General features: G+C 68.6%; 26 protein-coding genes and 1 pseudogene. 16 read left to right on the top strand and 11 right to left on the bottom strand.

Features of this window, described 5'->3' with window-relative positions:
- Nucleotides 1-3 precede the first annotated feature (3 nt).
- Genes OG804_RS07170 through OG804_RS07155 form a run of 4 tightly spaced genes read right to left on the bottom strand, consistent with a single transcriptional unit; the run spans nt 4 to nt 4,021 of the window.
- Nucleotides 4-882: a heme ABC transporter ATP-binding protein gene (locus OG804_RS07170; RefSeq protein WP_328395148.1), complete on the bottom strand. Its 879-nt coding sequence runs from the start codon at nt 880-882 to the stop codon at nt 4-6.
- Nucleotides 879-1,961, bottom strand: a complete 1,083-nt coding sequence (locus tag OG804_RS07165) for a FecCD family ABC transporter permease (protein WP_328395146.1) — start codon at nt 1,959-1,961, stop codon at nt 879-881. Before OG804_RS07165 ends, OG804_RS07170 begins: the two co-directional genes overlap by 4 nt.
- Nucleotides 1,958-2,995, bottom strand: a complete 1,038-nt coding sequence (locus tag OG804_RS07160; protein WP_328395144.1) for a heme/hemin ABC transporter substrate-binding protein — start codon at nt 2,993-2,995, stop codon at nt 1,958-1,960. Before OG804_RS07160 ends, OG804_RS07165 begins: the two co-directional genes overlap by 4 nt.
- Before the next feature lie 51 nt (nt 2,996-3,046).
- The gene (locus tag OG804_RS07155) at nt 3,047-4,021 is read right to left on the bottom strand and encodes an aldo/keto reductase (protein ID WP_328395142.1); all 975 of its coding nucleotides are present in this window, start codon (nt 4,019-4,021) and stop codon (nt 3,047-3,049) included.
- 225 nt (nt 4,022-4,246) lie between these two features.
- Here OG804_RS07155 and OG804_RS07150 point away from each other — a divergent pair, with 225 nt between their 5' ends.
- The 8 genes from OG804_RS07150 to OG804_RS07115 all read left to right on the top strand — a co-directional run bounded on the left by OG804_RS07150 (nt 4,247) and on the right by OG804_RS07115 (nt 10,667).
- Nucleotides 4,247-5,260, top strand: coding sequence for an undecaprenyl-diphosphate phosphatase (locus OG804_RS07150; protein WP_442941760.1), 1,014 nt, complete (start codon nt 4,247-4,249; stop codon nt 5,258-5,260).
- An 85-nt stretch (nt 5,261-5,345) separates the two neighbouring features.
- Nucleotides 5,346-6,047 (top strand): histidine phosphatase family protein, encoded by a 702-nt coding sequence (locus tag OG804_RS07145; RefSeq protein ID WP_328395140.1) that lies wholly within the window; start codon nt 5,346-5,348, stop codon nt 6,045-6,047.
- A 123-nt stretch (nt 6,048-6,170) separates the two neighbouring features.
- The gene (locus OG804_RS07140) at nt 6,171-6,755 is read left to right on the top strand and encodes a DUF3090 domain-containing protein (RefSeq protein WP_328395138.1); all 585 of its coding nucleotides are present in this window, start codon (nt 6,171-6,173) and stop codon (nt 6,753-6,755) included.
- Entirely contained in the window at nt 6,752-7,558 is an 807-nt protein-coding gene (locus OG804_RS07135; protein ID WP_442941759.1) for an SCO1664 family protein, read from the top strand. The genes OG804_RS07140 and OG804_RS07135 overlap by 4 nt, the downstream gene beginning before the upstream one ends.
- A gap of 168 nt (nt 7,559-7,726) precedes the next feature.
- Entirely contained in the window at nt 7,727-8,968 is a 1,242-nt protein-coding gene (gene mshC / locus OG804_RS07130) for a cysteine--1-D-myo-inosityl 2-amino-2-deoxy-alpha-D-glucopyranoside ligase (protein ID WP_328395134.1), read from the top strand.
- 163 nt (nt 8,969-9,131) lie between these two features.
- Nucleotides 9,132-9,695 (top strand): TetR/AcrR family transcriptional regulator, encoded by a 564-nt coding sequence (locus OG804_RS07125; protein ID WP_328395132.1) that lies wholly within the window; start codon nt 9,132-9,134, stop codon nt 9,693-9,695.
- Nucleotides 9,696-9,926: 231 nt separating this feature from the next.
- Complete coding sequence (locus OG804_RS07120) at nt 9,927-10,049, top strand: hypothetical protein (protein ID WP_328395130.1); 123 nt, start codon at nt 9,927-9,929, stop codon at nt 10,047-10,049.
- Nucleotides 10,050-10,430: 381 nt separating this feature from the next.
- A complete protein-coding gene (locus tag OG804_RS07115; RefSeq protein WP_328395128.1) occupies nt 10,431-10,667 on the top strand; it encodes a hypothetical protein in 237 nt (78 codons plus the stop codon).
- Between the two features lie 201 nt (nt 10,668-10,868).
- Here OG804_RS07115 and OG804_RS07110 read toward each other — a convergent pair whose 3' ends face one another.
- Nucleotides 10,869-11,447, bottom strand: a complete 579-nt coding sequence (locus OG804_RS07110; protein WP_328395126.1) for a TetR/AcrR family transcriptional regulator — start codon at nt 11,445-11,447, stop codon at nt 10,869-10,871.
- Nucleotides 11,448-11,588: 141 nt separating this feature from the next.
- Here OG804_RS07110 and OG804_RS07105 point away from each other — a divergent pair, with 141 nt between their 5' ends.
- Entirely contained in the window at nt 11,589-12,254 is a 666-nt protein-coding gene (locus tag OG804_RS07105; protein ID WP_328395124.1) for a class I SAM-dependent methyltransferase, read from the top strand.
- Nucleotides 12,255-12,339: 85 nt separating this feature from the next.
- Here the strand turns inward: OG804_RS07105 and OG804_RS07100 are convergent, their stop codons facing one another.
- The 4 genes from OG804_RS07100 to OG804_RS07085 all read right to left on the bottom strand — a co-directional run bounded on the left by OG804_RS07100 (nt 12,340) and on the right by OG804_RS07085 (nt 16,139).
- Nucleotides 12,340-13,941, bottom strand: coding sequence for an acyl-CoA synthetase (locus tag OG804_RS07100; protein ID WP_328395122.1), 1,602 nt, complete (start codon nt 13,939-13,941; stop codon nt 12,340-12,342).
- 38 nt (nt 13,942-13,979) lie between these two features.
- Entirely contained in the window at nt 13,980-15,230 is a 1,251-nt protein-coding gene (locus OG804_RS07095; RefSeq protein ID WP_328395120.1) for a hypothetical protein, read from the bottom strand.
- Between the two features lie 5 nt (nt 15,231-15,235).
- A complete protein-coding gene (locus tag OG804_RS07090; RefSeq protein WP_328395118.1) occupies nt 15,236-15,787 on the bottom strand; it encodes a nuclear transport factor 2 family protein in 552 nt (183 codons plus the stop codon).
- A 151-nt stretch (nt 15,788-15,938) separates the two neighbouring features.
- Nucleotides 15,939-16,139: a ferredoxin gene (locus OG804_RS07085; RefSeq protein WP_328395116.1), complete on the bottom strand. Its 201-nt coding sequence runs from the start codon at nt 16,137-16,139 to the stop codon at nt 15,939-15,941.
- A 476-nt stretch (nt 16,140-16,615) separates the two neighbouring features.
- Between OG804_RS07085 and OG804_RS07080 the strand changes: the two genes are divergently transcribed.
- From OG804_RS07080 to OG804_RS07060, 5 genes are all read left to right on the top strand, one after another.
- Complete coding sequence (locus OG804_RS07080; protein WP_328395114.1) at nt 16,616-17,017, top strand: carboxymuconolactone decarboxylase family protein; 402 nt, start codon at nt 16,616-16,618, stop codon at nt 17,015-17,017.
- Nucleotides 17,018-17,091: 74 nt separating this feature from the next.
- Nucleotides 17,092-17,967, top strand: coding sequence for an LLM class F420-dependent oxidoreductase (locus tag OG804_RS07075; protein ID WP_328395112.1), 876 nt, complete (start codon nt 17,092-17,094; stop codon nt 17,965-17,967).
- Between the two features lie 2 nt (nt 17,968-17,969).
- Nucleotides 17,970-19,235 carry a glycosyltransferase family 4 protein gene (locus OG804_RS07070; protein WP_328395110.1) on the top strand — a complete coding sequence of 422 codons (1,266 nt, stop codon included), beginning with the start codon at nt 17,970-17,972 and terminating at the stop codon, nt 19,233-19,235.
- Complete coding sequence (locus tag OG804_RS07065) at nt 19,229-19,960, top strand: class I SAM-dependent methyltransferase (RefSeq protein ID WP_328395108.1); 732 nt, start codon at nt 19,229-19,231, stop codon at nt 19,958-19,960. The genes OG804_RS07070 and OG804_RS07065 overlap by 7 nt, the downstream gene beginning before the upstream one ends.
- On the top strand, nt 19,947-21,008 hold the full coding sequence (locus OG804_RS07060) for a prenyltransferase (protein ID WP_328395106.1): 1,062 nt from the start codon (nt 19,947-19,949) through the stop codon (nt 21,006-21,008). Before OG804_RS07065 ends, OG804_RS07060 begins: the two co-directional genes overlap by 14 nt.
- 70 nt (nt 21,009-21,078) lie before the next feature.
- Here OG804_RS07060 and OG804_RS07055 read toward each other — a convergent pair whose 3' ends face one another.
- Complete coding sequence (locus OG804_RS07055) at nt 21,079-21,954, bottom strand: LLM class F420-dependent oxidoreductase (protein ID WP_328395104.1); 876 nt, start codon at nt 21,952-21,954, stop codon at nt 21,079-21,081.
- A 200-nt stretch (nt 21,955-22,154) separates the two neighbouring features.
- Between OG804_RS07055 and OG804_RS07050 the strand changes: the two are divergent.
- Nucleotides 22,155-22,871, top strand: a pseudogene (locus OG804_RS07050) (Tn3 family transposase); the annotation flags it as partial.
- Nucleotides 22,872-22,974: 103 nt separating this feature from the next.
- Here the strand turns inward: OG804_RS07050 and OG804_RS07045 are convergent.
- Nucleotides 22,975-24,054, bottom strand: a complete 1,080-nt coding sequence (locus OG804_RS07045) for a Gfo/Idh/MocA family protein (RefSeq protein WP_328395102.1) — start codon at nt 24,052-24,054, stop codon at nt 22,975-22,977.
- Between the two features lie 113 nt (nt 24,055-24,167).
- On the opposite strand from OG804_RS07045, the gene OG804_RS07040 reads away from it, so the two are divergent.
- On the top strand, nt 24,168-24,755 hold the full coding sequence (locus tag OG804_RS07040; protein ID WP_328395100.1) for a TetR/AcrR family transcriptional regulator: 588 nt from the start codon (nt 24,168-24,170) through the stop codon (nt 24,753-24,755).
- Nucleotides 24,756-24,982: the final 227 nt, after the last annotated feature.

Raw genomic sequence — 24,982 nt, 5'->3', positions numbered from 1 at the left:
CGGTCAGTTACGCACAGGGCCGCGGGCGGGCAGGACCAGTTGTGCGCCGGTGCCGGGATGGTCGAGGACCTCGACGGGGTACCGGTATACGCGGGTGAGCAGTTCGCCGGTGAGGATAGCGCGCGGTGGCCCGGCGGCCGCGATGCGCCCGTCGTCGAGGACGGCGACGCGGTCGGCGTAGGCGGCGGCGGACGCCAGATCGTGCAGCACCACCACCACGGCCGCGCCGGCCGCGGCGCGGGCGGCGGCGAGGGTCAGCACGGCCTCTTGGTGGCCGAGGTCCAGGGCGGCGGTGGGCTCGTCCAGCAGCAGGGTCGTGGTGTCCTGCGCCAGGACTCGGGCGAGTGCGACCCGGGCTTTTTCGCCGCCGGACAGGCTCGGGAACGCCCGTCCGGCGAGATGGGTGCAGTCGGTGGCGTCCATGGCGGCCGCGATGATCTCGTCGTCGCTGTCGGCGCGTGCTGTGCGCTGCCAGGGTGCGCGGCCCATGGCGATCACCTCCGCGGCGGTGAACGGGAACCCGACCGTATGGGATTGGGGGAGGACGGCGCGGCGGCGGGCCATGTCGATCGGCGTCCACCGGTCGAGTGGGCGGCCGCCGAGTTCGACGCTGCCCTGTCCCGGTTCCAGTTCGCCCGCGAGGACGGCGAGCAGTGTGGATTTGCCGGCGCCGTTGGGGCCCACGAGTGCGACGACTTCACCGGCCGCGACCTCGAAATCGACATCGTCGAGTATTCGCCGGGTCCCGGCGCCGCCGCCGTGCCGGTCCAGGGTGACCGCGTGGGCGCGCAGTGTGACGGTGCCGGTTTCGGGGGCGGCGGGCAGGTCGTGGGTGCGGTGCAGCAGCCCGGTGAGACCGCGCCGCAGCGGTGTCGCGGTCATGCCCAGCCTCCCGCCCGCGCTCGGGTGCGGCGTAGCAGCCAGAAGAAGAACGGGGCGCCGATGAGCGAGGTGAGCATGCCCAGCGGCAGGTCGGCGTTGTCGACCAGGGAGCGGGCGGCGACGTCGGCGGCGAGGAGGACGACGGCGCCGGTGACGGCGCTGAGCGGGATCAGTGCGCGATGCCCGGGCCCGACGATCATGCGCACCACGTGCGGGACGATGAGTCCGACGAACAGGATGATGCCGGTGAACGCCACCCCGGCGGTGGTGAGTACCGCGACGATCACGATCACCGCCCGCCGGAGCCGTTCGACGTCGACGCCGAGGTGGCGGGCCGCGGATTCGCCGAGGGCGAGCAGATCCAGGCGGGGCGCCACCAGGATCGCCGCGGCGATCCCGGCGACCGTGAGTGCCGCGACGATCGCCACCGCGTCCCAGGTGGCGCCGTTGAGGCTGCCGAGTTGCCAGAACACGATCTGGTCGCGGGCGGCGGGGCTGGCGACGAAGAGCAGGAACGCGATGAGTCCGCCCGCGAACGCGTTGATCGCGACCCCGGTGAGGACGAGGGTCACTACTTCGGTGCGGCCGTTGGCGCGGGACAGTACGTAAACCAGCGCGGTGGTGACCAATCCGGCGGCGAACGCGGCGGCGGCCACCGACCAGGCGGCGACGAACGCGCCGCCGAACACGATCACCGTCCCGGCGCCCACCGCGGCGCCGGCGGACACACCGATCACTCCCGGCTCGGCGAGCGGGTTGGCGAACACCCCCTGCAGCAGCGCACCGGCGGTGGCGAGGGCGGCGCCGACCAGGATCGCCAGCACGACCCGCGGGAACCGGACCTCCCAGAGCGTGACCTCACCGGCGGGGTGGGCGGGTAGCGGGCCCCAGTCCAGGCCGACGCGGTGCGCGACGCTACCGGCGACCTCGGCGGGTGTGGTGGGTACCTGCCCGATGGCGGCGGACGCGAGAGCCAGTGCGACGAGCGCTATCGCGGCGACGGTGAACGCGATCAGGAAACGGCGCTGCGAGTGACCGGTGTCCGGCGGCCCGGGAGGCTTGTCCAGGGCTACCGTCATGCGCCGGTGCGGCCGTAGACGGCGTCGGACAGGGCGGAGATGACGCGACCGGTGTTGGGTCCGAAGGACAGCAGCACCGCGTCGGACATGTCGACGATCCGTTTGTTGCGCCCGGCCGGGGTCTGCGCGATACCGGGGATCTGCACGATTCCGTCGATTCCGCCGATCGATTTCATTCCGTCGGTCATGACCAGCAGGACGTCCGGTGCCGCGGCGATCATGGCTTCGCTGGTGATGGCGGTGAACGGTTCGGTGAGTCCGGCCTGCTGTCCGGCGTCTTCGGCGTCGAGCGCGGCGATCAGCGCGTCGGCGCCGGAACCGGGTCCGGCGAGCATGGTGATGGCGCTGGAGCGCAGGTAGAGGAACGCCATGCGCAGGCGCGGGTCCGGGGCGGGGACCGCGGCGGAGGCGGCCGCGATCTCGTCGCTGGTGCGGCGGCCGAGTTCCTGCCCGCGCTGCGGGACCCCGAGCGCGGCGGCGACGGCCTCGATCTGCGGCACCACACCGTCCATGGTGCGTTCGGGGTCGAAGTAGACGACGGTGATCCCGGTGGCGCGCAACTGTTCCCGGACGGCGGGTGAGGCGCTGGTGGTGTCGGTGAGGAATACGCTGGGCCGCAACGCCAGAATCGATTCCACGTTGAGTGCGCCGTTGCCGCCGGTGACGTTCGGCAGGTGAGCGACCGCGGGGAACGACGCGGCGGTGCTGCGGCCTACCAGATCGTCGCCGAGTCCGAGTGCCCACACGATCTGCGCGAGGGTGCCGTAGCGGTCGGCGGCGACGATGCGGCTCGCGTCGGTGACGGTGACGTCGGAGCCGTCGAAGGAGCGGACGGTGGCCGGCAGCGCCGGGGTGGGCGGCGGGGTGATGGGTACCGGGTCCAGGTTGTCGAGGGCGGCGGTGGCCGGGCCCTGCTGTCCGGTGGCGTCGGCCGGTTCGGGGCTGTCGCAGGCGGCGGTGAGTACGAGCAGGCCGGCGGCGAGGCCTGCCAGGAGTGCGCGCGCCCGTCCGGATCGGGCCCGGTGATACCTCATGGAGGCAAGGCTAATCCGTGCGGGTGTGAGTGGTGCTCGCCCGCCCCCGCACTACGGGGTGGAGCTCACATCGTCGAGGGCGGCGGCGATCGCGCGCGGCAGTTCCAGGGTTTCGGCGGCCAGCACGCCCGTGAGCTGGCCCATATCGCGGGCGCCGACGAGCATGGTCGCCACCCCGGGCCGGTCCCGCACCCAGGCCAGCGCGACCGCCAGCGGTGAGGTGGCGAGTCCGTCGGCGGCGGTGACGAGGGCGTCGACGACGGCGGTGGCCCGGTCGTCGTCGAGTCGGCCGCGGATCTCGGCGGCGGTGTCCTCGTCGGCGGCGCGGGAATCGGCGGGGACGCCGTCGCGGTATTTGCCGGTGAGGATGCCGCCGGCGAGCGGGGCGGTCGCGACGAGGCCGGCGCCGTGATGGGCGGCGGCGGGCGCGGTGTCGTCTTCGGCGCCGCGGGTGAGCAGTGAATACGGTGTCTGCACCGCGGTCACGGGTGTGACCGCGGCCAGGCTGGCCAGCTGCCAGGCGGTGAATCCGCGGACCCCGGCATAGCGGGTGCGGCCCGAGCTGATGGCGTACTGCAGGGTGGCGGCGATCTCGTCGAGCGGGGTGCGCGGATCCCAGGCGGTGAGCTGCCACAGGTCGAGGTGGTCGGTGCCCAGTTCCAGCAGGGTGCGGTCCAGTTGCCGTAGCAGCGTGCGGCGCGAGCAGTCGACGGTGATCCGTGTTTGTTTGGGTGGTGGCGGTTCGCTGCCCGCGGGGACCGCCGGCAGATGCGGGACCAGGCCCGCGCCGGCGCACAGCACGAGTTCGTCGCGGGACACCAGGTCACCGAGGAGGTCGGCCAGGATCCGCTGTGCGGCGCCGCCGGTGTAGGCGGGGGAGGTGTCGACGAGGGTGCCGCCGGCTTCGGCGAATGCGATCAGTTGTGCGGCGGCGGTATCGGCGTCGGTGTGGCTGCCCCAGGTGTGGGTGGCCAGCCCGATCCGTGAAACCCGCAGCCCACTGCGGCCGACGGTGCGCTGTTCCATCACCGGGTCTCCGTGTCCCGCAGCAGCGAGTCGGGCCCGGGGGCGGCAGTGCGCAGAAGACACGGCACGGTTCGACGTTTCCTCACGGCGCCCAGCCTAGAGCGTGTCTGCGCGGTGGCGGTCCGGGACGAACCGTCCGCGTGGCGTGTCCGCCGCGGAACCGGCCGCCGCGCGTGCCGTCGGGCCGGCACTGTAGGGTCGCTGCCGGTCGATCGCCGTGCCCGTATGCGGCCGGGGTGCCGTAAGACCGAAGGCGGAGCGGGTTTTCGGCGTTGTTCAGGAGGATGTGTGGTTGGCGAGTCGATGACCTGGGTGCAGGCGTTGGTGCTCGGTGTGGTGCAGGGTTTGACGGAGTTCCTGCCGGTTTCGTCGTCGGGGCATTTGCGAATCGTGTCCTCGGTGTTCTTCGGCGGCGACGCGGGCGCGTCGTTCACCGCCGTCACCCAGCTCGGCACCGAGGCCGCTGTGTTGTTGTTCTTCGCCAAGGACATCTGGCGCATCGTGCGGGTGTGGTGCGCCACGGTTTTCGAGCGGCTGACCGTGCGTTCCCGGGAGACGGTGCCGGTCAGTGAACAGGTCACGACCAAACTTCCGGTGATCACCGGATACGGACCTGCCGGCTACGACCCGGATGCCGAGGCGCAGCGCGACCTCGATTACCGAATGGGCTGGTATGTGATCATCGCCACCATTCCGATCGGGGTGCTGGGGTTCGTCTTCAAGGACCAGATTCGTACCGGTGCCCGGAATCTGTGGTTGGTGGCGATCATGCTGATCGTGTTCGCGTTGGTGATCGCCGCGGCCGAACATTTCGGGCCCAAGCAGCGGCCGCTGGAGCAGCTCACCACCCGCGACGGTCTGGTGATGGGTTTTGCGCAGTGCCTGGCGCTGGTTCCCGGGGTTTCGCGGTCGGGGGCCACGTCCAGCGCGGGCCTGTTCTGCGGGTTGAAACGAGAGGCGGCGGTCCGGTTTTCGTTCCTGCTCGCGATCCCGGCGGTCACGGCGTCCGGGCTGTTCAGTCTCCCCGACGCTTTCGAACCAGCCGGGGAGGGGTTGAACGCGTCGGGGCTGCAGTTGTTGGTGGCGACACTGGTGTCGTTCGTGATCGGTTACGCATCGGTGGCGTGGCTGCTGCGGTTCGTGGAGAAGCATTCGTTCTATTGGTTCGTGGGATACCGGATCGTGCTCGGGTTCGTGATCATCGGCCTGCTCGCCGGCGGGGTCGTGTCGGCCACATGATCAGCACGGGTTACGCCGCCGCCGGACCGGTTCGGCGCGGGTTCCTCGGCCGTCCGGGCGCGGACGCGCCGACTAGGCTGGCCCCATGACGGTGATCCTGCTGCGACACGGTGTATCGACTTCCAATACCAGCGGCACTCTCGCGGGCCGCAGTCCCGGTGTGGAACTCACCGACCGTGGTGGCGAACAGGCCCGCGCGGTCGCCGATCGGCTCGCGGGCCTGCCGATCTCCCGGATCGTCACCTCGCCGATGTTGCGCTGCCAGCGCACGGTTTCCCCGCTGGCCGCCGAACTGGGCCTGGAACCGGTGGTCGACGATCGGCTCGCCGAGGTCGATTACGGCGAGTGGACCGGCCGCCGGATCCACGACCTGCTGCAGGAACCGCTGTGGCAGGTCGTGCAGCGGCATGCTTCGGCCGCGGTGTTCCCCGGCGGCGAGGGGTTGGCGCAGGTGCAGACGCGGGCGGTGTCGGCGATCCGGGAGCACGATCGCGCGCTCGCCGAACTGCACGACGGGGACCAGTTGTGGGTGGTGTGCACCCACGGTGATGTGATCAAGTCGGTCCTCGCGGACGCCCTCGGCATCCATCTCGACGGCTTCCAGCGGATCATGGTCGAGCCCGCGTCGATCAGTGTCATCCGCTACACCCGCACCGCACCGTTCGTGGCCCGGGTGAACGACACCGGTGCGGACCTGTCCGGTCTGGCGCCCGCGCCGGCGGCCGAGTCGGGTACATCGGGGCCGGTGCCCGGCGGTGAGATCGGGGCGGGAAGGAAAGACGGATAATGGGTATGCCCGATACCGGCGGATGCGCCACCTCTCGGCGGCTTCGGGCGAATCGGCGTCCGCGTCGGGAGACGGCGCAGCGGAGCACCGCAGCCGAACAGGGTCACGTATCAGGAGGTGCATGTGTCACGCGCAATCCATGTTTTTCGCACCCCCGAACGTTTCGTCGCCGGAACTGTCGGTGAGCCGGGCGATCGCGCGTTCTACTTGCAGGCGGTGGAGGAACCCCGGGTGGTGAGCGTGCTGCTGGAGAAGCAGCAGGTCAAGGTGCTCGCCGACCGGATGGGACTGCTGCTGGACGAGGTGGCGCGGCGCTTCGGCGCGGAGGTGCCGCCGCAGGCCGACCAGGTCAACGACAACGCGCCGCTGGTGACGCCGGTCGACGCGGAGTTCCGGGTCGGCACCATGGGCTTGGGCTGGGATGCCGACGCGGGCGCAGTGGTCGTCGAATTGCTGGCCATCACCGAGACCGAGGTCGATGAATCGGTGGTGCTCGACGACACCGACGAAGGTCCCGACGCGGTCCGGGTGTTCCTGAGCCCGGATCAGGCGCGGGAGTTCGCGCTGCGGTCCACCCGGGTGATCGCCGCGGGCCGGCCGCCGTGCCCGCTGTGCGGGGAGCCGCTGTCGGCGCGCGGGCACATGTGTGTGCGCACCAACGGGTACAAGCGCGGTGAACTGTTCGGTGCGAACGATCTGGAGGAGTGACCGTGTCCGGCCCTGTGGACGCGCTGCGCTCCGGTGAGCTGACGGTGCTGGGCCGGGTGGGGGTTGCCAGCAATGTGACGCTGGTCTGCGATCTGGCCGTCGGCGACGGTGGTGTGCGGGTGGTGTACAAGCCGGTGCGCGGTGAGCAGCCGCTGTGGGATTTTCCCGACGGTACGCTCGCCGGCCGGGAGGTGGCGTCGTATCTGATCTGTCGCGCGCTCGGCTGGAGCGTGATCCCGGAAACGGTGTTGCGGGACGGACCCTACGGTCCCGGGATGGTGCAGCGCTGGGTCACCGCCCGGGAACCCCGCGAACTCGGCGACACCCGGCTGGACCTGGTGGATCTGTGCCCACCGGAATTGGCGCCGGACGGCTATCGGGAGGTGCTGCGCGCCTACGACGGCGCCGGCGACGAGGTGTCGCTGCTGCACGCCGACGATCCGCGGCTGCAGCGGATGGCGGTGCTGGACGTTCTGCTCAACAACGCCGACCGCAAGGGCGGGCACGCGCTGGAATCGGTCGACGGCGATGTGTACGGCGTGGATCACGGGATCTGCCTGCACCAGGAGAACAAGCTGCGCACGGTGTTGTGGGGGTGGGCGGGTGAACCGGTTCCCGCCGATCTGCTGGCCGATATCGGCGCGTTCACCGACACTCTGCCGGGTGAACTGGCCGACGGGCTGGCCGAGCACATCACCGATGCCGAGATCGACGCCCTGCTGCGTCGCGCGAAACGTTTGCTGGACGAGCCGGTGATGCCGTTCCCGGAGACCGCCCGCCCCATCCCGTGGCCAGCGTTCTGACATCGGTGTCGCACGGGTCGTCCGATGATTCGCTCTGTCTGAAGCCAATGGTTGTCTTCTCCTCGGCGCTGCGTCGTCGCAGGTCCACGGCCTACCGGTGACAGTGGTCGCGGACCCGGCGGCGGGGCGGGCGGGGCACGGTAGGCCCGGACCTCTACTCTCGACGGTATGCAGTCCTGGTCCGACACCCCGATTCCCGCGGTCCCCGGAACAGGGCCACCGTTGCGTTTGCACGACACCGCCGACTCCTGTATTCGCCCGGTGACCCCGGGTACCACGGCAACCATGTACGTCTGCGGGATCACCCCGTACGACGCCACCCATCTCGGCCATGCGGCCACCTATCTGACCTTCGATCTGGTCAACCGTGTCCTGCGCGACGCCGGACACGATGTGCACTACGTGCAGAACGTCACCGACGTCGACGACCCGCTGTTCGAGCGCGCCGAGCGCGACGGGGTGGACTGGCGGGACCTGGGCAACGCTGAGATCCAGCTCTTCCGCGAAGATATGGCGGCGTTGCGGGTGCTGCCGCCGCGGGAGTATGTGGGCGCGATCGAATCGGTGGAGGAGGTCGTCGAACTGGTCGGGAAACTATTGGCCGGGGGCGCGGCGTACACGGTCGAGGACACCGAGTACCCCGATATCTATTTCCGCACCGACGCCACCGAGCAGTTCGGATACGAGTCGGGATACGACCGGGCCACCATGGAACGGCTGTTCGCCGAGCGCGGCGGCGACCCCGACCGGCCGGGCAAACGCGATCCGCTGGACGCGCTGCTGTGGCGGGCCGAACGCGCGGGGGAACCGTCGTGGCCGTCACCGTTCGGGCCGGGCCGTCCCGGCTGGCATATCGAATGCGCCGCGATCGCGGTGAACCGGCTGGGGACCGAATTCGATATCCAGGGCGGCGGCAGCGATCTGATCTACCCGCATCACGAGTATTCCGCCGCGCACGGTGAGGCATTGGCCGCTGGGCGGCGGTTCGCCCGTCACTACGTGCACACCGGGATGATCGGGCTCGACGGCGAGAAGATGTCGAAATCCAAGGGCAACCTGGTGCTGGTGTCGAAACTGCGGGCCGAGGGTGTGGATCCGGCGCTGATCCGGCTCGGCCTGTTCGCCGGGCATTATCGCGCCGACCGGATGTGGACCGGCAGTGTGCTCACCGACGCCGAGGCGCGGCTGGCGCGCTGGCGGCAGGCGGCGGCCGCCGCGACCGCGCCGCCCGTCGCCGATACCGTGGCCCGGCTGCGCACTCACCTCGCCGACGATCTGGACACCCCGGCAGCGCTCGCCGCCGTCGACGCGTGGGTGACCGAAACGCTCGCCTACGGCGGCGCCGATCCCGAGGCCGGCGCCGACCTCGCGGCCGCGGTGGACGCCCTGCTCGGTGTGCGCCTGCACTGACTCGGTCCGGGCACGGTCCGTTTCGGGCGCCCGGTCTTTCGTAGCACGACCCGGCCACCGGCCGGGTCGTGACCTTTCACTACCCGCAACGGACGCCGCTGCTGATGGGGTACTGTTCGATCCTCGAAATCCCCCACCCGTTCACCGAAGAGATCGGCGCCGTATGTCTCGTATCGTCAGTAAGGACAACTACTTCGACACCGGCCTGGAGGTTCTGTCAGAGCTCGGTTTCCGGCATCTCAATATCGGCGTGCTGTGTCGGCGGCTGGGGGTGACCAGCGGATCCTTCTATCACCATTTCGGCAGCTGGCAGTCGTATGTGGATGCGCTGCTCGATCATTGGGAGAACCGGCAGGTACTGATCCTGCGCACCCTGAACTTCGATCCGTCCACCCCCGACGATGCGATCCGCGCGCTGTCGGATCTCACCCTGGGCCTGCATCATCGGGCCGAGGCCGCGATCAGAGCGTGGGCGGCCAACGACGAAGCGGTGGCGGTGGCGCTCAAACGGGTCGACGAATCCCGGCGCCGCACCGTGCGCAAGACGGTCCTCGGCATCGTCGGTGACGAGCGGATCGCCTCGATCGACACCGAACTCGGTATGGCCCTGTTGATCGGGTACCAGCAGATGGTCGCCGCCGGTCAGCAGGTGTCCCTGGACGAGATTCTCGGCGAGTACGCGCGGCTGGTCTATTCCCATGTCCGGCGCCCCGTGGCGGACAGCTAGAGCCGACTCCGCCGCGGTGTCCGGCTCACACCCTGCGGCGACCCGTAGATGCGGGCACGATCCAGGGGGTTATTGCCAGGTCGCCCTGGAGGTTTCGGCCGACCGCCAGTGGTCGGCAAACATGCGGATGTCGGTAATATCGAGACGGTGCGTTACGAATGCCACCGGACCCGGGTGCCCGGAAGCCTTCCCTGTCGGGTGATCGCGAAACTGCAGCCACTGAGATGGCGTGTGATCGTGGGTGAGGGCGACGGACATCTCGACGGGGGTGTCGAGCAGGACTGGTTGGATGACGAACTGCCGTTCGAGTTCCGCAGGCCGAATGCGGTCTTCTTCGCCATCGGCCCCTACTGAGCCGGAGTGGTGCGGGCCGATCTGAGGTCGACGCGCCCAGGAGGCGAGGAACACTCGCGCGGAAAGTGTCAGCAGGGCGGCTGGATCCCGGTCATGGAGTAGGACGGCGTCCAGGTTGGTTTCGGCCCGCGCGCGAGCTCTCGTGATCGCAGTCGACGTGCGGTGCGGGTCGGGGTCCGGGCTGTTTTCGACCGAGGCGCCGAATCGGTTCGAGATGTACCGGCGGATGGAGCAGTTGAGCCAGCGGTTCGGAACCGCGCACTGGTACGAGCACGTTCCCGGCGACTTCTGGGACACTCTCGCCGACGACCCCGACACGGGTTTGCGCACTGCGTGGAGTCAGTGGTGTGTTCCCGAGACGACGAAATCCAGATGCACTGCGTGTCTGCCGATGATGTCTATGTCTATCGGTGCCAAGAAACAAGCCCGGTGGACTCGCTCGACGAGTTGGATGCCTGGGTGGAAGCAAACGACCGAAGAAGCGAGCCTCGCCCGACGCAAGCCGAACACGATCGGGCAGATGCGTACACGACCATGCTGGTCGAGCGTGGCGGTGACGATCGCTTACCCCCAGAAGACCAGGAGCCCGATGAGTCGGGGATCACGGTTATCTCCTGATAGACCCCGTGCAGGATGTGGTTTTCGGTGCACGTGCAGCGGCACAGCGGGTGTCGATCGACCTGGAGAGCCTAGGCTCACATACCCGAGTTCAAGGCGCCGGAGTGCTGGCCGTACCGCATTCGTTGCGAAACCGCCTACGTCGCGGCGCACTACCGATCTGACGGACGAGATCACCGATCCCTACGGCGCCGACTCGGTTCATTTGAGGACGAGCAGCGCGGCGCGTTCGAGCCGGTCGGCGATATCGGCATAGGATTCGTAGCCCATTCCGGCGCGTACCAGCGCTCCCGCGTACAGCAACTCCAGCGATTCCACGGTTTCGGGGTCGGCTTCGGGGTCCAGGGCGCGGGTGAGGCGGTGGCGGATCTCCACCCCGATGCGGGTGCGTAGGTGCTCGACGTCGGGGTCGCGGCCCAGCAGCGCGCTCGTCACCGCGCCCGACAGTTCCTGTTCGTCGGCTACCAGCAGGGCGATACCGCGCAGTTCGGCCAGTACGCGCACGGTGGGGTCGGCGTCGTGGCTGGCCGGGGACTGCGAGGACCGGATCCGGCGCCAGAAGATCTCGGCCACCAGATGTTCTTTGGAGGAGAAGTAGGTGTAGGCGGTGGCGGTGCCGACGCCCGCGGTGCCGGCGACCATGCGGATGGTGAGTCCGGCGAAACCCTCGCGGGCCAGAACCTCCATCGCCGCTTTGGTGAGTTTGTCGACGGTGTCCGCCTGCTTGCCGCTCAAGCGCCGCCGGGTGGCCTCGAGAATTCTGGAATCGCCTTCGGACATGTGTCTAGATAGTAGTGTCGGTCAGGTGTTGGATCAACCTTCTCCCAGCACAGGACCCGTCGAGTACTGTCGGTCGCCGCCGTGATGGGATACCTACGCCTTCGCCGCGGCCCGCATGTACCTGATTCGAAGGAGGGCTCGATGCCCCTGCCAGTCCCCGCTCCACCGCTGACCGACGAGCAGCTGTTCGACCATGCCCGCCGGGCCACCGGTTTCATGCCGGACGAGGAGGGGCGCGCGCTGCACGCCGCGGCCGTGAAGTACTGCCGCGGCGGGGTCATCACCGAGATCGGCACCTACTGCGGGAAATCGGCCGTCCTGCTGGGCGCCGCGGCCCGCACACAGGGCGGCGTGGTGTTCACCGTCGACCACCATCACGGCTCCGAGGAACACCAGCCCGGCTGGGAGTACCACGACACCTCCCTGGTCGACCCGGTCACCGGCCTGTTCGACACACTGCCCCGGTTCCGGCACACCATCGACACCGCCGGTCTGAGCGATACGGTCGTCGCGATCGTCGGCGCCTCCGCGCGTGTCGCCGCCACCTGGCGCACCCCGATCGAATTCCTGTTCATCGACGGCGGCCACACCGAAGAAGCCGCCGGCCGCGACTACAACGGCTGGGCCAAATGGGTCGTCCCCGGTGGCGGTCTCGCCATCCACGACGTATTCCCCGACCCCGCCGACGGCGGCCAGGCCCCCTACGGCATCTACCGCCGGGCCCTCGACAGCGGCGAATTCCGGGAGGTCTCGGTTACCAGCTCGCTGCGCGTCCTGGAGCGGATCACACCCTCTCCCGACCTCTGACCCCTATGCCGGGCGCGGTGTCCGTGCCGTGCGGAACCGGGACGCGGTATGCGCCGCGTCCCGGTACTCCCCGCCCGGGGCGGCGTTACCCCGCCCGGTAATCCGGTGCCCGGTCCGCCGCGTACGCGCGGGCCCAGGTGTAGTCCGGCTTACCGCTGGGGGAGCGCACGATCGTCTCCGCGACCCAGACCGCGCGGGGGACCTTGTATCCCGCGAGATGGCGGCGGACATGGGACTGCAGATCGGGCAGATCCAGCGCCTCGCCGGTGAGGCTGACGACCGCGGCGACCTGCTGTCCCCAGCGCTCGTGGTCCACCCCGACCACGGTCACGTCGTAGATGCCGGCATAGGACTTGACCACACCCTCCACCTCCTCGGCGAACACTTTCTCCCCGCCGGTGTTGATCACCATATTGCCGCGGCCGATGAGACTGATGGTGCCGTCGTCCTCCAGCCGGGCGCGATCGTCGGTGACCACGATCCGGCGCCCGTCGACCACTTTGAACAGTTTCTCGGTACGTGCCGGGTCCTTGTAGTAGCCCAGCGGCACCGAGCCGGTTTTCGCGAGCCAGCCCTCGTCGCCGGGCTCCACGGGATGTCCGTCGTCGTCGACCACCACCGCGCCGCGTCCGATCGACACCCGCGGTTTGCGGGCCGGATCGTCGTCACGCTGCGCGAACCCGATACCGCCGAAACCGGTTTCCGAGGAGCCGATCGAATCGGAGACGAACAGGTTCGGGATCAGGTCCAGTAGCGCGTTCTTCGTCGACTGGGTGAGCAGCGCGGCCCCCGAGGCGATCATGAACAGTCCGGTGGCGTCCACCGGTTCGGCGCGATAGGAGTCGATGAGCGGGCGGGCCATGGCGTCCCCGGTGACCACCATGACGCCGGGACGCTCGGCGGCGACCGTCCGCCACACGTGTGCGGGATCGAATCGCGGCACGAATACCACACAGTTGCCCGACCACAGGGCGATGAAGGTCGGCATCATCGCCGCCAGATGCATCAGCGGCGGCAGGATCATCCAGGTGGACGGTTCACCCGCCGCGCCGGTGCGGGACTGCTGGTGTTCGTCGGTGACCGGTTCGTTGTTGTAGAAATCGATACCGCCACCGAGGACCCGCCACATGTCCTCTTGCCGCCACAGCACCCCTTTGGGCAGCCCGGTGGTGCCGCCGGTGTACATGACGAACAGGTCGTCGGCGGTGCGCGACACCGCGGGTCTGGTGGTGGGGGCGGCCGCGCAGACGTCGGCGAAACAGTCCACGCCCGAATCCGCCTCGGTCCGGTCGTCCGCCGCGCACAGCAGGTATTTCAGTCGCGGCGTCCGCTGCGCGGCGGCACGCACCGCGTCGCCGTAACTGGCGTGGTAGACCAGGTATTCGAGGTCGGCGTTGTCGTAGAGGTAGGCGAGTTCGTCGGGGCCGTACCGGAAATTGATATTGATCGGTACGGCGGCCAATTTGAAGCAGGCTATCAGCGTCTGCATCGTATCGATGCTGTTGTGCATCTGGAACCCGACATGGGTGCCGCGCCCGACTCCCGTCGCCGCCAGATGATGAGCGAGCCGGTTGGCGCGTTCCTCCAGTTCACGGTAGGTGACGCGGCGGCCCTCCTCGATCAGCGCGATCCGGTCGGGCATGGCGTCGACGGAGTGTTCGAACAGGTCGGCGAAATTATTGGCCATATCAGTCCTGCGGTGTGCCGGGCACGCGTGCCGGGGGATCAGAGAACGGTGAGGGGCAGTGGTTTTCCGCGATCAGCGAACTGGAAGTCGACACCCGTGCTGAAACGCGTGATCGCCACCTCCGGCGCCTCGGCGAACGGTTCGTCGGCGAGCGAGATCTCGGCGGTCCAGCCACCGGCATCGCTGTCGACGACCCGGCTCTGGAAGCGCGGGTTCACCCCGCGGACCAGCGAGTCCAGCGGGCCGAGCAGGTCGGGATCGACCATCGACGGCCAGCCGCGATCGGTCAGTGCGCCGCTGGTGGCGGGGAAATGAATCCGCAGCACGCCGATGCCGGGCTCGACGTCGACATCGGTGTAGTGCTGCGGATTCAGCGCCGGATGAATGCGCAGCACCTGCGCGAGCGCCTCGATATCATCGCCCAGCCCGAGGCAGGCGCGGATCCGCTCCGAGGCCACCCCGGCGATTCCGGTGAACTGTTTGCGCCCGATCTCGAGTGCGGAGTCGTCGTCGGTGCGTTCGTGCACCGCGACCATGAACCCGAGTACCAGCAGATGCTGTTGCAGGCAGACTTCTTCGGCGATCCGGATCAGGGCAGACCGGGAGAAGTCCGCGAATCGCAGATCGCTGAGCAGCGGCCCGCTGTACTCTGCCCGACCCTCGTCGCCGGGATCGATCTCGGCCAGCGGTAGCCGCGCCGCCACCGATTCGGCGACCAGCGGCGCATTGTGCGGCACCTCGGGCGGTGTGTGCGATTCGTCGATGATCACCGTCCACGCGCACACCGGATGCCGGTCGGCGGGGACACGGGGCGGCCGGTGGATCGGCCGGACCTGCGCGTACTTGTTGGTGGCCAATGCGGTGGCGTCGAAGGTGGGATCTTCGATGTCGTGGCACATGGACTTCACGTAGTCGGTGCCCATCGGTTCCACATCGGCGAGCGCGCCGCAGTGGTCCAGCCAGAATTCGCCGTGGCGCGCGTCGTCCACCCGGAACCGGAAGTCCATGAACTGTGGCGGCGCGCCGATATCGAGCTGCAGACCTTTGAAGATGGTGATCACGTCGTCACCGGTGTAACCGAGCGCGACCTGCATCCGGCGGGTGTAGATCGGGCTGGACAGCTGCCATTCCTCGATGGCGACCTCGGCCATCCCCTCCCGGCCGAACGCGGAGATGCAGTGCGCCATCCCGGACCGGTCGATCAGCTGTCCGCACAGCAGCAGTTCGGGAACGAGTGCGGCCAGCTCGGATCGGGTCAGATCGTGGAACCGGCTGGCGGGAAAGGTCATCGGGATCACCACAGGGGAGCCGGCGAGGTGCCGATCTTGTACCAGCCGGGCAGCCGGCCGGACGTGGCCTTGGCGATGCGCTGGTTCATACCGTCCGACATCGCCTTATCGGTCATCATCTCCAGGAACAGCGCGGACACGTTCCCGAAGTCGAAGAAGTCGCGCTGCCACGACCACTGGTAGTCGCCGCCGTACCGGAACCAGCTGCCGCCGATCCCGTTCACCGTGTACTTGCTGCCGTCGGCGCGCGGTGTGGTGTCGTACACCTGCTTCCAGAAGCCGATGGCGTCGCCGCTGCGTTCGTCGATCACGAACTGCTGGTAGGGGTACTGCCAGCCCTCCAGGCCCTCCATTTCCTGGCCCAGCGCCAGGTCGCGGATCTCGTCCCGGCCCACGGCCATGAATTCGTCGGTGGGACCGTAGTTCCAGCCGTAGGTGGCGTCGACGGTGTACATCTGCGCCAGCGGCTTCCAGTCGCCGAGTTTCTCGCAGCGCTCGTTCTCGGCGATCCAGCGGCGCACCATCTCATCGAGTTCGGCGCGATCGAAACCTGTCATGAATACGTCCCTTTCGAAAAGAACCTGTCGGGTGGATCAGTCGGTCACGGTGTTGATCGGGCATGAGCGCGGCCGGTGATCGGCCGTCGCGCCCAGGGCCGAAGCGCACGCGAAGGTAGCGCCCGCCCTATTGCCGCAGGGCCCGGCGCGCTCATCCCTCGTCGGCGACGAGCATGAGGGCCTGGGTGGGGCAGTAGCGGACCGCGTTGTCGACGTCGGCTTTCAGCTCCGGGCCGGGATTCGCGTCGAGGATCTCCACCTGGCCGCGTTTGGGGACGGAGAAGACATCGGGTGCTTCGGCCGCGCAGACGGCGTGTCCTTGGCACAGGTCCAGATCGGCCTCGATTTTCATGGTGTGTGCTCCCTCGGCGTGGAGTGGGGTGCGGGCGCGGCGCCGGGGACCTGGGGTTCGCGGCGCGGTGTGACGAACGGGTGCGCGGCCGGACGGAGGCGTTTCCCGCCTCCGGCGACAGCCGTCGCGGGGCCGGTTTTCCGGGTCGCGCGGGGCGATGCTGCCGGGGTGGAACCTGCCCGGTCCGAGAACGAGTTCTTCCCGTGCGGCGCGCGTCGCGCTCGTCGGGGAGACACATAGCTGGACATGTGTCTGGACGCTACCATCGACACGTGTGCCCGACAACGATTCAGCGATTTTCCCAGAATCGCCGCCGCCTCCGGGGTGATTTGCCGATGTTGCCGCAGGCCTCGACCGTCCGGCCGCCGGTGGCACGAACGAGAACATGTTCTTGCGTGGCGGAGAGTGACCGAATTATATTCCGTACACCTGTCCAGACACTCCCGCCGGAGCGATCCGGCGTAGAAGGAGCAGTAATGAGCGACCCCACCCCCCAGCCCACCGTGCGTGAACGCGGGCTGGCCAAGATGGCGGAAGTCTACGGATGGGAATTCAAGGACGGCCCCGGCGAGCATTTCGCCGTCACCGCCGACCACCTGTTCGCCGATATCTGGTCGCGCCCCGGCCTCACCCTGCGCGACCGCCGGCTGCTGCTGCTCGGGGCGCTCACCGCACAGGGACTCTTCGACGTCGCCGGCATCCAGATCGGCGCCGCCCTGCAGAACGAGGAACTCGACGAGACCGAATTGCGCGAGATCTCCCTGTTCCTGTGCCACTACGTCGGCTGGCCGGCCGGGACCTCACTGGACCACGTGATCGGCGCCCAACTCGACCAGCACGCCAAGAAGGCCAGGAAGGCCGCCCAGAACGGTCACTGACGACCGCGATCTCCCTCCGCCGGGACGCGCTACTGCCGCCGCCCGCCGACCCCACCACAGACAAGGCCCCAGGTATGCGCTTCGGCATCGTTTTGTTCACCAGTGACCGCGGGATCACCCCCGCCGCCGCGGCCCGTGCCGCCGAGGACAACGGATTCTCCTCGTTCTACGTCCCCGAACACACCCATATCCCGGTGAAACGCGAAGCCGCGCACCCGCAGACCGGCGACGCCTCGCTGCCCGACGACCGCTACATGCGCACCCTGGACCCGTGGGTCGCGCTGGCCACGGCCGCCGCGGTCACCGAACGCATCGAACTCGCCACCGCGGTCGCGCTGCCGGTCGAACACGATCCGATCACCCTCGCCAAGACCATCGCCACCCTCGACCACCTCTCCGGCGGCCGAGTCACCCTCGGCGCCGGTTTCGGCTGGAACACCGACGAGCTCGCCGACCACGGCGTACCCGGTAACAAACGACGCACCGTGCTGCGCGAATACCTGGAGGCCATGCGTTCGCTGTGGGCCGAGGACGAAGCGTCCTACGACGGCGACTTCGTGAAGTTCGGGCCCAGCTGGGCATGGCCCAAGCCGGTCGACCGCGCGGTCCCCGTCCTGATCGGCGCGGCCGGCACCGAACGCACCTGCGCCTGGATCGCCGCCCACGCCGACGGCTGGATCACCACCCCCGGCGAATCCGATATCTCCGCGAGCCTGGCGACCTTGAAGAAAGCCTGGGCCGACGCGGGCCGCGAGGGCGCGCCGCGGGTGGTGGCGCTGGACTTCAAACCCGACGCCGACCGGCTGGCCTCGTGGGCCGCCGACGGTGTCACCGACGTGCTGTACGGGTTGCCGGACAAGGGCGAACCGGAGGTGCGTGCCTACCTCGAACGGTTGGCTGGCAAACTGCGAGGCATGAATTCGATCACCGAGACCGGTGAGGACAGCTAGCCGTGCGAATCGCCCTGTTGTCCTACCGCAGCAAGCCTCATTGCGGTGGGCAGGGGGTTTACGTGCGCCGACTCAGCGCCGGACTGGCCGAACTCGGCCACGACGTCGAGGTGTTCTCCGGTCAGCCCTACCCGGCCGATCTGGACCCGCGCGTAACCCTGACCGAGGTGCCGAGCCTGGACCTCTACCGCGAGGACGATCCGTTCCGAACACCCCGGCCCGGTGAGATCCGTGACCGGATCGACCTGCTGGAATTGGCCACCATGTGGACCGCGGGGTTCCCCGAGCCCCGAACCTTCAGCATGCGGGCGGCGCGACTGCTGCGCGATCGCGTGCAGGACTTCGATGTGGTGCACGACAACCAGTGCCTCGGTAGCGGGCTGCTCGATATCGCGAAACGGCTGCCGCTGGTCGCCACCGTGCACCACCCCATCACCAAGGACCGGGAAGTGGATCTGGCCGCCGCGATCTGGCGCCGCAAGCCGCTGGTACGCCGCTGGTACGGATTCCTCGGTATGCAGGAGCGGATCGCCCGGCGGATTCCCGATCTGCTCACCGTCTCCTCGTCCTCGGCGACCGATATCGCTCAGGACTTCGGAGTCGACCCCGCGCAGCTGAGCGTGGTGCCGCTGGGTGTGGACACCGAACTGTTCGCGCCGCGCGGCGCCCGGGTGCCCGGGCGGATCGTCGCCGTCGCCAGCGCCGACAAACCCCTCAAAGGCATCACGCACCTGCTGCAGGCCCTCACCCGGCTGCGCATCACCCACCGGGTCGAACTGCAGCTGGTGGCGAAACTGGAGCCCAACGGCCCAACGGAGAAGCAGATAGCCGAACTCGGCCTCTCCGATATCGTCACCGTCCGCTCCGGACTGACCGATACCGAACTCGCCGAGGTGCTGGCTTCGGCGGAGATCGCCTGCATCCCGTCGCTGTACGAGGGTTTCTCGCTGCCCGCCGTGGAGGCGATGGCCTCGGGCACACCGCTGGTGGTCAGCCGCACCGGGGCGCTCCCGGAAGTCGTGGGCGAGCCGGGAGTGTGCGCCGAACTGACCGAGCCCGGCGATTCCGCCGCACTGGCCCGGGTCATCGGGCGACTGCTGGATTCCCCGCAGACACGGCAGCGGATGCAGACCGCCAGCCGGCAACGCGCCGTATCGGTATTCAGCTGGGAATCGGTGGCCGCGCAGACCGAGCAGGTGTACCACCGGGCGATCGAGCGGCACGCCGGAACTCCGGAACTCACCACCACAGGAGGCGCATCGTGCTGACCGTCGACTTCGACCGCGCCGGAATCGGGCCGGGCACCCGCGTGATCGATGTGGGGTGCGGGGCCGGCCGGCATTCCTTCGAGGCCTACCGGCGCGGCGCCGACGTGGTCGCCTTCGACCAGGACGCTCCCGAACTCGCCGGGGTCGCCACCATGTTCGAGGCGATGGCCCAGGCCGGGGAGGCGCCCGCGGGCGCGAAAGCCGAAGCCGTGCACGGCGACGCCCTGGACCTGCCCTACGGTGCGGGCGAATTCGATGTGGTCATCGCTTCGGAGATCCTGGAGCACGTCCCCGCCGACGACGCCGCCATCGCCGAACTCGTGCGCATACTGCGGCCGGGCGGGCAACTGGTGGTGACGGTGCCGCGGTGGCTGCCCGAACGGGTGTGCTGGGCGCTGTCGGACGAATACCACGCCAACGAGGGCGGGCATATCCGCATCTACAAGGCGGACGAGTTGCGCGACAAGATCACCGCGCGCGGGTTGCGGCACACTCATCGCACCCACGTGCACGCCCTGCACTCGCCGTACTGGTGGATAAAATGCGCGGTCGGGGTGAACAAGAACGAGCACCCCTTCGTACGCGCCTACCACCGGATGCTGGTGTGGGACATGATGAAACAGCCACTGCTCACCCGGACGGCGGAAAAGGCGCTCGACCCGCTGATCGGCAAGAGTGTGGCCCTGTACTTCAGCAAACCGGCGGTGACACGTGCCGCCGGGTGAACTACCCTCGGTACCTTCGGTTCTCACCCGCCGTCAGTGTCTGCAGACCGCGCAGTCCATCGCCGCCGCACAGGAATCCAGCGGTGCGATCCCCTGGTTCGCCGACGGGCACACCGATCCCTGGGATCACATCGAATCCGCGATGGCGCTGACCGTCGCCGGACTTCGCGACGAAGCGGTCGCCGCCTACACATGGTCGGCGCGCACCCAGCGCGCCGACGGCTCATGGCCGATGCAGTTCCGCGACGGCGAGATCGAGAACGCCGCCACCGACGTCAATTTCTGCGCCTATATCGCGACCGGCGTCTGGCACTATCTCGCCGTCACCGGGGACACCGCGTTCGCGGCCGACCTCTGGCCCGTGGTGTCGGCCGCGATCGACCTCGTGGTGGCCAGCCAGGGCGACCACGGTGAGATCTATTGGCTGCGCGACGGCGACACTGTGCTGCCCGAGGCGCTGGTGACCGGTTCGGCGAGTATGTATCACAGCATCGGCGCCGCACTGCAGCTGGCGCGACGGCTCGGCGACCCCCGCCCGGAGTGGGAGTCCGCCCGGACCCGGCTCGGGACGGCGCTGCGTGAACACCCGGAGGTGTTCACGCACAAGGACCGCTATTCGATGGACTGGTACTACCCGGTCCTCGGCGGCGCGCTGCGCGGGCAGGCCGGTCACGCCCGGATCGCCGAACGCTGGGACACGTTCGTGGTCGGCAATATCGGTATCCGCTGCGTCAGCGACCGGCCCTGGGTGACCGGCGCCGAAACCTGCGAACTGGTGTTGTCCCTGGATGCCCTCGGCGACCGCGATCGGGCCCGGCAACTGCTGGCCAGCATGCAGCATCTCCGGGAAACCGACGGCTCCTACTGGACCGGACTCGTGTACGCCGACGGTAAGCGCTGGCCGGTGGAACGCACCACCTGGACCGGGGCCGCCGTGATCCTGGCCGCCGACGCCTTGTCGCGGACCACAGCGGGCAACGGGATATTCCGCGATCTCGCCGCCGACGCCGTCCCGGGCCGGGCGATCCCGGTGCGGGTCACCGGGTAGCGACCGGAACGGGCGCGCAGCGGGATTCTCGGATCTCGACCCCCCGCACTTCGCTGGATTTCGGCAGCTACTACCGGGACCCCAGTTCGGCGAGCCGGGGCACCACCGGCGCGAACGTGTCGATCCAGACGCCCGGCGCACCGCCGGGCGGCATGACCATCGCCGTGTCCACCCCGAGCCGGGCGTACTCGGCCATCTGCTCCACGAAATCGTCGTGCGCGGTGGGGTCCGGGCTGCCGGCGAGCACGGTTTTGCGGATCCGGTCGTAATCGGTGCCCAGATCGTCGCAGTGGCGGCGCAGGACGTCGAGCTTGTGCGCGACATCCTGCGGGGCGGAGGCGAACAGGTTGCACGCGTCGGCGTACTGGGCGACCAGCCGCAACGTCCGCTTCTCTCCGCCGCCGCCGATGAGCACGTTCGGCCGGTGCAGCGGCTGTGGCGAACACAGGGTTTCCGCCAGCTGATAGTGCTTGCCCTCGAACGGCCCGTTGTTCTGCGGGTCCCACATCTGCGCGCAGATCCGCAACGTCTCCTCCAGGCGGTCGAACCGTTCCCCGACCGGCGGGTAGGGCACGCCCAGCCCGTGATGTTCCCGCTCGAACCAGGCGGCGCCGATCCCCAGTGCCGCGCGGCCGCCGGACAGGACGTCCAGGGTGGTGACAGTTTTGGCGAGCAGCCCCGGATGCCGGTAGGTCACCCCGGTGACGAGCAGGCCCAGTTCGATCGTGGAGGTGTGCGCCGCCATGAACCCGAGGGTGGTGTAACCCTCCATCATGTTCGCCTCGGCGGGCAGCCCGGTCGGCTCGATCTGGAAGAAATGGTCCATGAACGACAGCCAGGTCGCGCCGGCCTGTTCGGCCGACGTACCCGCACGGGCCAGTTCCTCTGCGATGGCGGCGGTACCGCCGTCGAACTCGAAGATCGGTATGTGCACACCGAGATCCATCGGATTCGTCTCCCTTGCCGTGGTGGACGCTGTGTCGCACACACGCTACGACCTGGAGTGCCCTCCAGGTCAAGGCGAACACTGTCGCGCCGACAGATCGAGATGTCAACGATCCGAGCATGCGACCGATACGCACGCCCCGACGCCGCCATCGCGTTCTACCGCGACACCCTCGGCTTCGAGATCCGCAACGACGTCGGCACGGGGTCACCCTGGTCAACTTCGGGTTGTTCGACTTGCTCGGGATGCAGCTCTCACCGCGCATCCGCGATTTGGGCCGGATCACCCTGTATCGACCCGGCCCGCGTGCCGAGGCCGAGGCTCGGTTCCCACATGCGGGACCGTTGATGACCCGCAAGCTGAACCTGGACCTGATCGCCGAGCACTACGACGACCTGCTGCGGCTGGCCGGATCACTGAAGTTCGGGCACGCCACTGCGTCGCTGCTGGTCGGCAACCTGTCCGCGTCGGGTCGGCAGAACGCGCTGGCCGCGGCGCTCAAGGAGTACGGGGCGATGCGGCGCACGATCTATGCCGCCCGGTATCTGTCCGATCCGGGGTATCGCCGCAAGATTGCCCGCCAGCTGAACAAGGGCGAGTCTCTGCACGTACTGCGCCGTGACCTGCTCTACGCGCACGAGGGCGCGATCCGGGCGCGGCATCTGGAGGCCCAAACCGAGCAAGCGTGGTGTCTGACTCTCGCCACGAACGCCGTAATTGCTTGGACCACAGAGTATTACGGTCTCGCGATCGAGCAGATGCGCCGGGCGGGGCGGCGGATCGATGACGATGTTCTCGCCCATATCAGCCCGGCGCACACTTCTTCGGCGCGATAGAGGGTCGACATCGATGCCGAACTCGCCCAGCTCGGGCCGACCGGATACCGGCCGCTCCGCGTCCGCGACACCCTTTTCTGACCTCGACCCCAGTGCTCCGGCCGCCCTCTCGGCGACGTCCTATGCCGAATGGTCGGCCAGGTAGGTGCTAGGCGGAATCTGTCTATTCCGCGCTACATGTCGGCTACGAGATGTAGCGGACGGTTCCATCGGCCGCGGACTGTTCGATGGCCGCGAGGAGTCGGTGATGGCGTAGGGCGGTCTCGAAGCTGGGATGAGGCTGTCGGGCTTCGGTGATGGCCTGGGCGACCTCCAGGTAGAGGGCCGCGATGTTGGCCGGTGGGCCGAACCGCACGTTGGCGGGGACGTTGCGATAGATCTCGGGCACGGCCAGGGCCTCGTCACCGATCCGGATATCCCAGTCGCCCCAGTGGATGAATGTCCCCGGTTGGGTTGGGGTGGCGGTCAACGTTGCGTCGCTGCCGACGAGCATGAGGCGGAACCCGTCCTGGGCGGACCCATTGCCGCCGTGCACGGCGACGGAGGCGGTAGCACCGCTGGCCAGAAGTCCGTGCAGCAGTACGTGACTGGGCGTGGAGTTGGGCACGGTCCGCTTCGTCCCGGCGACGAGCACACGGTCGTGTGTGCGGGGCAGCCGTGCGGAGACTTCGGTCAGTGGGCCCGTGACCCGTTCGAGTGCGGCCAGGAAGTGACCGGCCATGATCGTCAGGATATTGGTTCCCTCCGAAGGGTTGAGGCCGAAGACCAGGTCCGGCCATATTCGATTCCCGCCCCAGGGAGCGCCCTCGGCCACCAGCGCCACCGATTCGAGCGCGCCGATGCGGCCGTCTGCCAGGAGGTCCGCGACGAAGCGGGCGCTCGGGGCGTGGTGGCCCTGGAGGACGACCGCGTGAACGACGCCTGCGGCAGTGGCTGCCTCGGCGAGCTCGCGCGCTTCGTCGGCGTCGACGCCCAGCGGCCACTCGGACACGACGTGCTTGCCGGCATCGAGCGCTGCCCGGATCAAGGCGGCATGCCCGGAGGCCTTCACCGAGACGACGACCAAGTCGACCTCGGGGTGCGCGATGAGCTCGCTTGCGTCGGCGAAGGCGTGCCGTGCGCCGTGGGCGGCGGCCGCCCGGTCGGCGCTGACCTGGTTGGTCGTCGCGACCGCGGTCACCTCGAACTCGTCGAGCGCTGCGAGCGCGGGCAGGTGCGAACTGTCGGCCCAACCGCTCGCACCGACAACTCCGACTCGGATCATGTGCCACTCCTCTAGTTGTGTACCTTTCGGTAAGAAACTAGGTGGCACTGCACGCTCGCGCAAGAGGTAATGTACCGATAGGTAAAAAACATGGAGAGAGCCCGGAGGACAGCATGCCCGGCGGACGCCCACGCTCGTTCGACGCAGACACCGCACTCGACCGCGCGCTGGAGGTGTTCTGGCGACACGGCTACGAGGGCACCTCGCTGGCCGACCTGACCGCCGCGATGGGCATCAACAAGCCCAGCCTCTATGCCGCCTTCGGGAACAAGGAAGAACTGTTCGGCAAGGTCCTCGCCCGCTACCTCGACGGCCCCGGCGCCTACGCCGCCGACGCGCTGAACGCATCCGCCGGCCGTGAAGTCGTCGAGCGGCTCATCAGCGGGGCCGTCGACCTGACCGCAGGCGAGAACACGCCCCAGGGTTGCCTGTGCGTCAAGACCGTTCAAGCCTGCGGACCCGACGCGCACGCCGTACGCGAGGACGCCGTCACGGTGCGCAAAGCTGGCGAGACTGCGCTGCGCAGACGACTTGAGCAGGCCACCGACCTGCCGTCCGGCTACGAACCCGCCGCCCTGGCCGCACTCGTCCACACGATCTCTGACGGCATCGCCGTCCAGGCCGCAGCCGGGCGCAGCCGCGACGAGCTGCGACAAATCGGCAACTTGGCGTTGCGCACCATCATCGGCGACGGCACGTAGACCGCGGGGCAAACGAAATCGGGCACTTCACAACGGTTCAGCGGAGCAACCTACGGGCGTGTCCTGTTAGCCCCAGGCATCTGATGAACGCACGCTAAGCAGCCGTATACCGCGTGTTCGGCAGCTTCGCCCGAGTGCCTTTGTTGCCCCGGATAATGGTCTGTTATCCGAGGTAACATCAGGAGCGGCCTGCGACAACCCCGCTGCGGTGCTGCGCGAAGCACCCC

Origin of the sequence: Nocardia sp. NBC_00416, from assembly GCF_036032445.1 — a bacterium.
Lineage (GTDB): Bacteria > Actinomycetota > Actinomycetes > Mycobacteriales > Mycobacteriaceae > Nocardia.
Note: the sequence above shows the minus strand (reverse complement) of the source record. Positions and strands in the feature narration are given on the sequence as shown.

Bases quoted from the DNA above. Each gene is read 5' to 3' on its own strand.
- OG804_RS07055 (WP_328395104.1), bottom strand. From the start codon at position 21,954: ATGGATCTCGGTGTGCACATACCGATCTTCGAGTTCGACGGCGGTACC.
- OG804_RS07045 (WP_328395102.1), bottom strand. From the start codon at position 24,054: ATGATCCGAGTCGGAGTTGTCGGTGCGAGCGGTTGGGCCGACAGTTCG.
- OG804_RS07100 (WP_328395122.1), bottom strand. From the start codon at position 13,941: ATGGCCAATAATTTCGCCGACCTGTTCGAACACTCCGTCGACGCCATG.
- OG804_RS07170 (WP_328395148.1), bottom strand. From the start codon at position 882: ATGACCGCGACACCGCTGCGGCGCGGTCTCACCGGGCTGCTGCACCGC.
- OG804_RS07095 (WP_328395120.1), bottom strand. From the start codon at position 15,230: ATGACCTTTCCCGCCAGCCGGTTCCACGATCTGACCCGATCCGAGCTG.
- OG804_RS07125 (WP_328395132.1), top strand. From the start codon at position 9,132: ATGTCTCGTATCGTCAGTAAGGACAACTACTTCGACACCGGCCTGGAG.
- OG804_RS07085 (WP_328395116.1), bottom strand. From the start codon at position 16,139: ATGAAAATCGAGGCCGATCTGGACCTGTGCCAAGGACACGCCGTCTGC.
- OG804_RS07145 (WP_328395140.1), top strand. From the start codon at position 5,346: ATGACGGTGATCCTGCTGCGACACGGTGTATCGACTTCCAATACCAGC.
- OG804_RS07110 (WP_328395126.1), bottom strand. From the start codon at position 11,447: ATGTCCGAAGGCGATTCCAGAATTCTCGAGGCCACCCGGCGGCGCTTG.
- OG804_RS07105 (WP_328395124.1), top strand. From the start codon at position 11,589: ATGCCCCTGCCAGTCCCCGCTCCACCGCTGACCGACGAGCAGCTGTTC.
- OG804_RS07155 (WP_328395142.1), bottom strand. From the start codon at position 4,021: ATGGAACAGCGCACCGTCGGCCGCAGTGGGCTGCGGGTTTCACGGATC.
- OG804_RS07160 (WP_328395144.1), bottom strand. From the start codon at position 2,995: ATGAGGTATCACCGGGCCCGATCCGGACGGGCGCGCGCACTCCTGGCA.
- OG804_RS07165 (WP_328395146.1), bottom strand. From the start codon at position 1,961: ATGACGGTAGCCCTGGACAAGCCTCCCGGGCCGCCGGACACCGGTCAC.
- OG804_RS07150 (WP_442941760.1), top strand. From the start codon at position 4,247: ATGCGGCCGGGGTGCCGTAAGACCGAAGGCGGAGCGGGTTTTCGGCGT.
- OG804_RS07090 (WP_328395118.1), bottom strand. From the start codon at position 15,787: ATGACAGGTTTCGATCGCGCCGAACTCGATGAGATGGTGCGCCGCTGG.
- OG804_RS07075 (WP_328395112.1), top strand. From the start codon at position 17,092: ATGCGCTTCGGCATCGTTTTGTTCACCAGTGACCGCGGGATCACCCCC.
- OG804_RS07080 (WP_328395114.1), top strand. From the start codon at position 16,616: ATGAGCGACCCCACCCCCCAGCCCACCGTGCGTGAACGCGGGCTGGCC.
- mshC (WP_328395134.1), top strand. From the start codon at position 7,727: ATGCAGTCCTGGTCCGACACCCCGATTCCCGCGGTCCCCGGAACAGGG.
- OG804_RS07040 (WP_328395100.1), top strand. From the start codon at position 24,168: ATGCCCGGCGGACGCCCACGCTCGTTCGACGCAGACACCGCACTCGAC.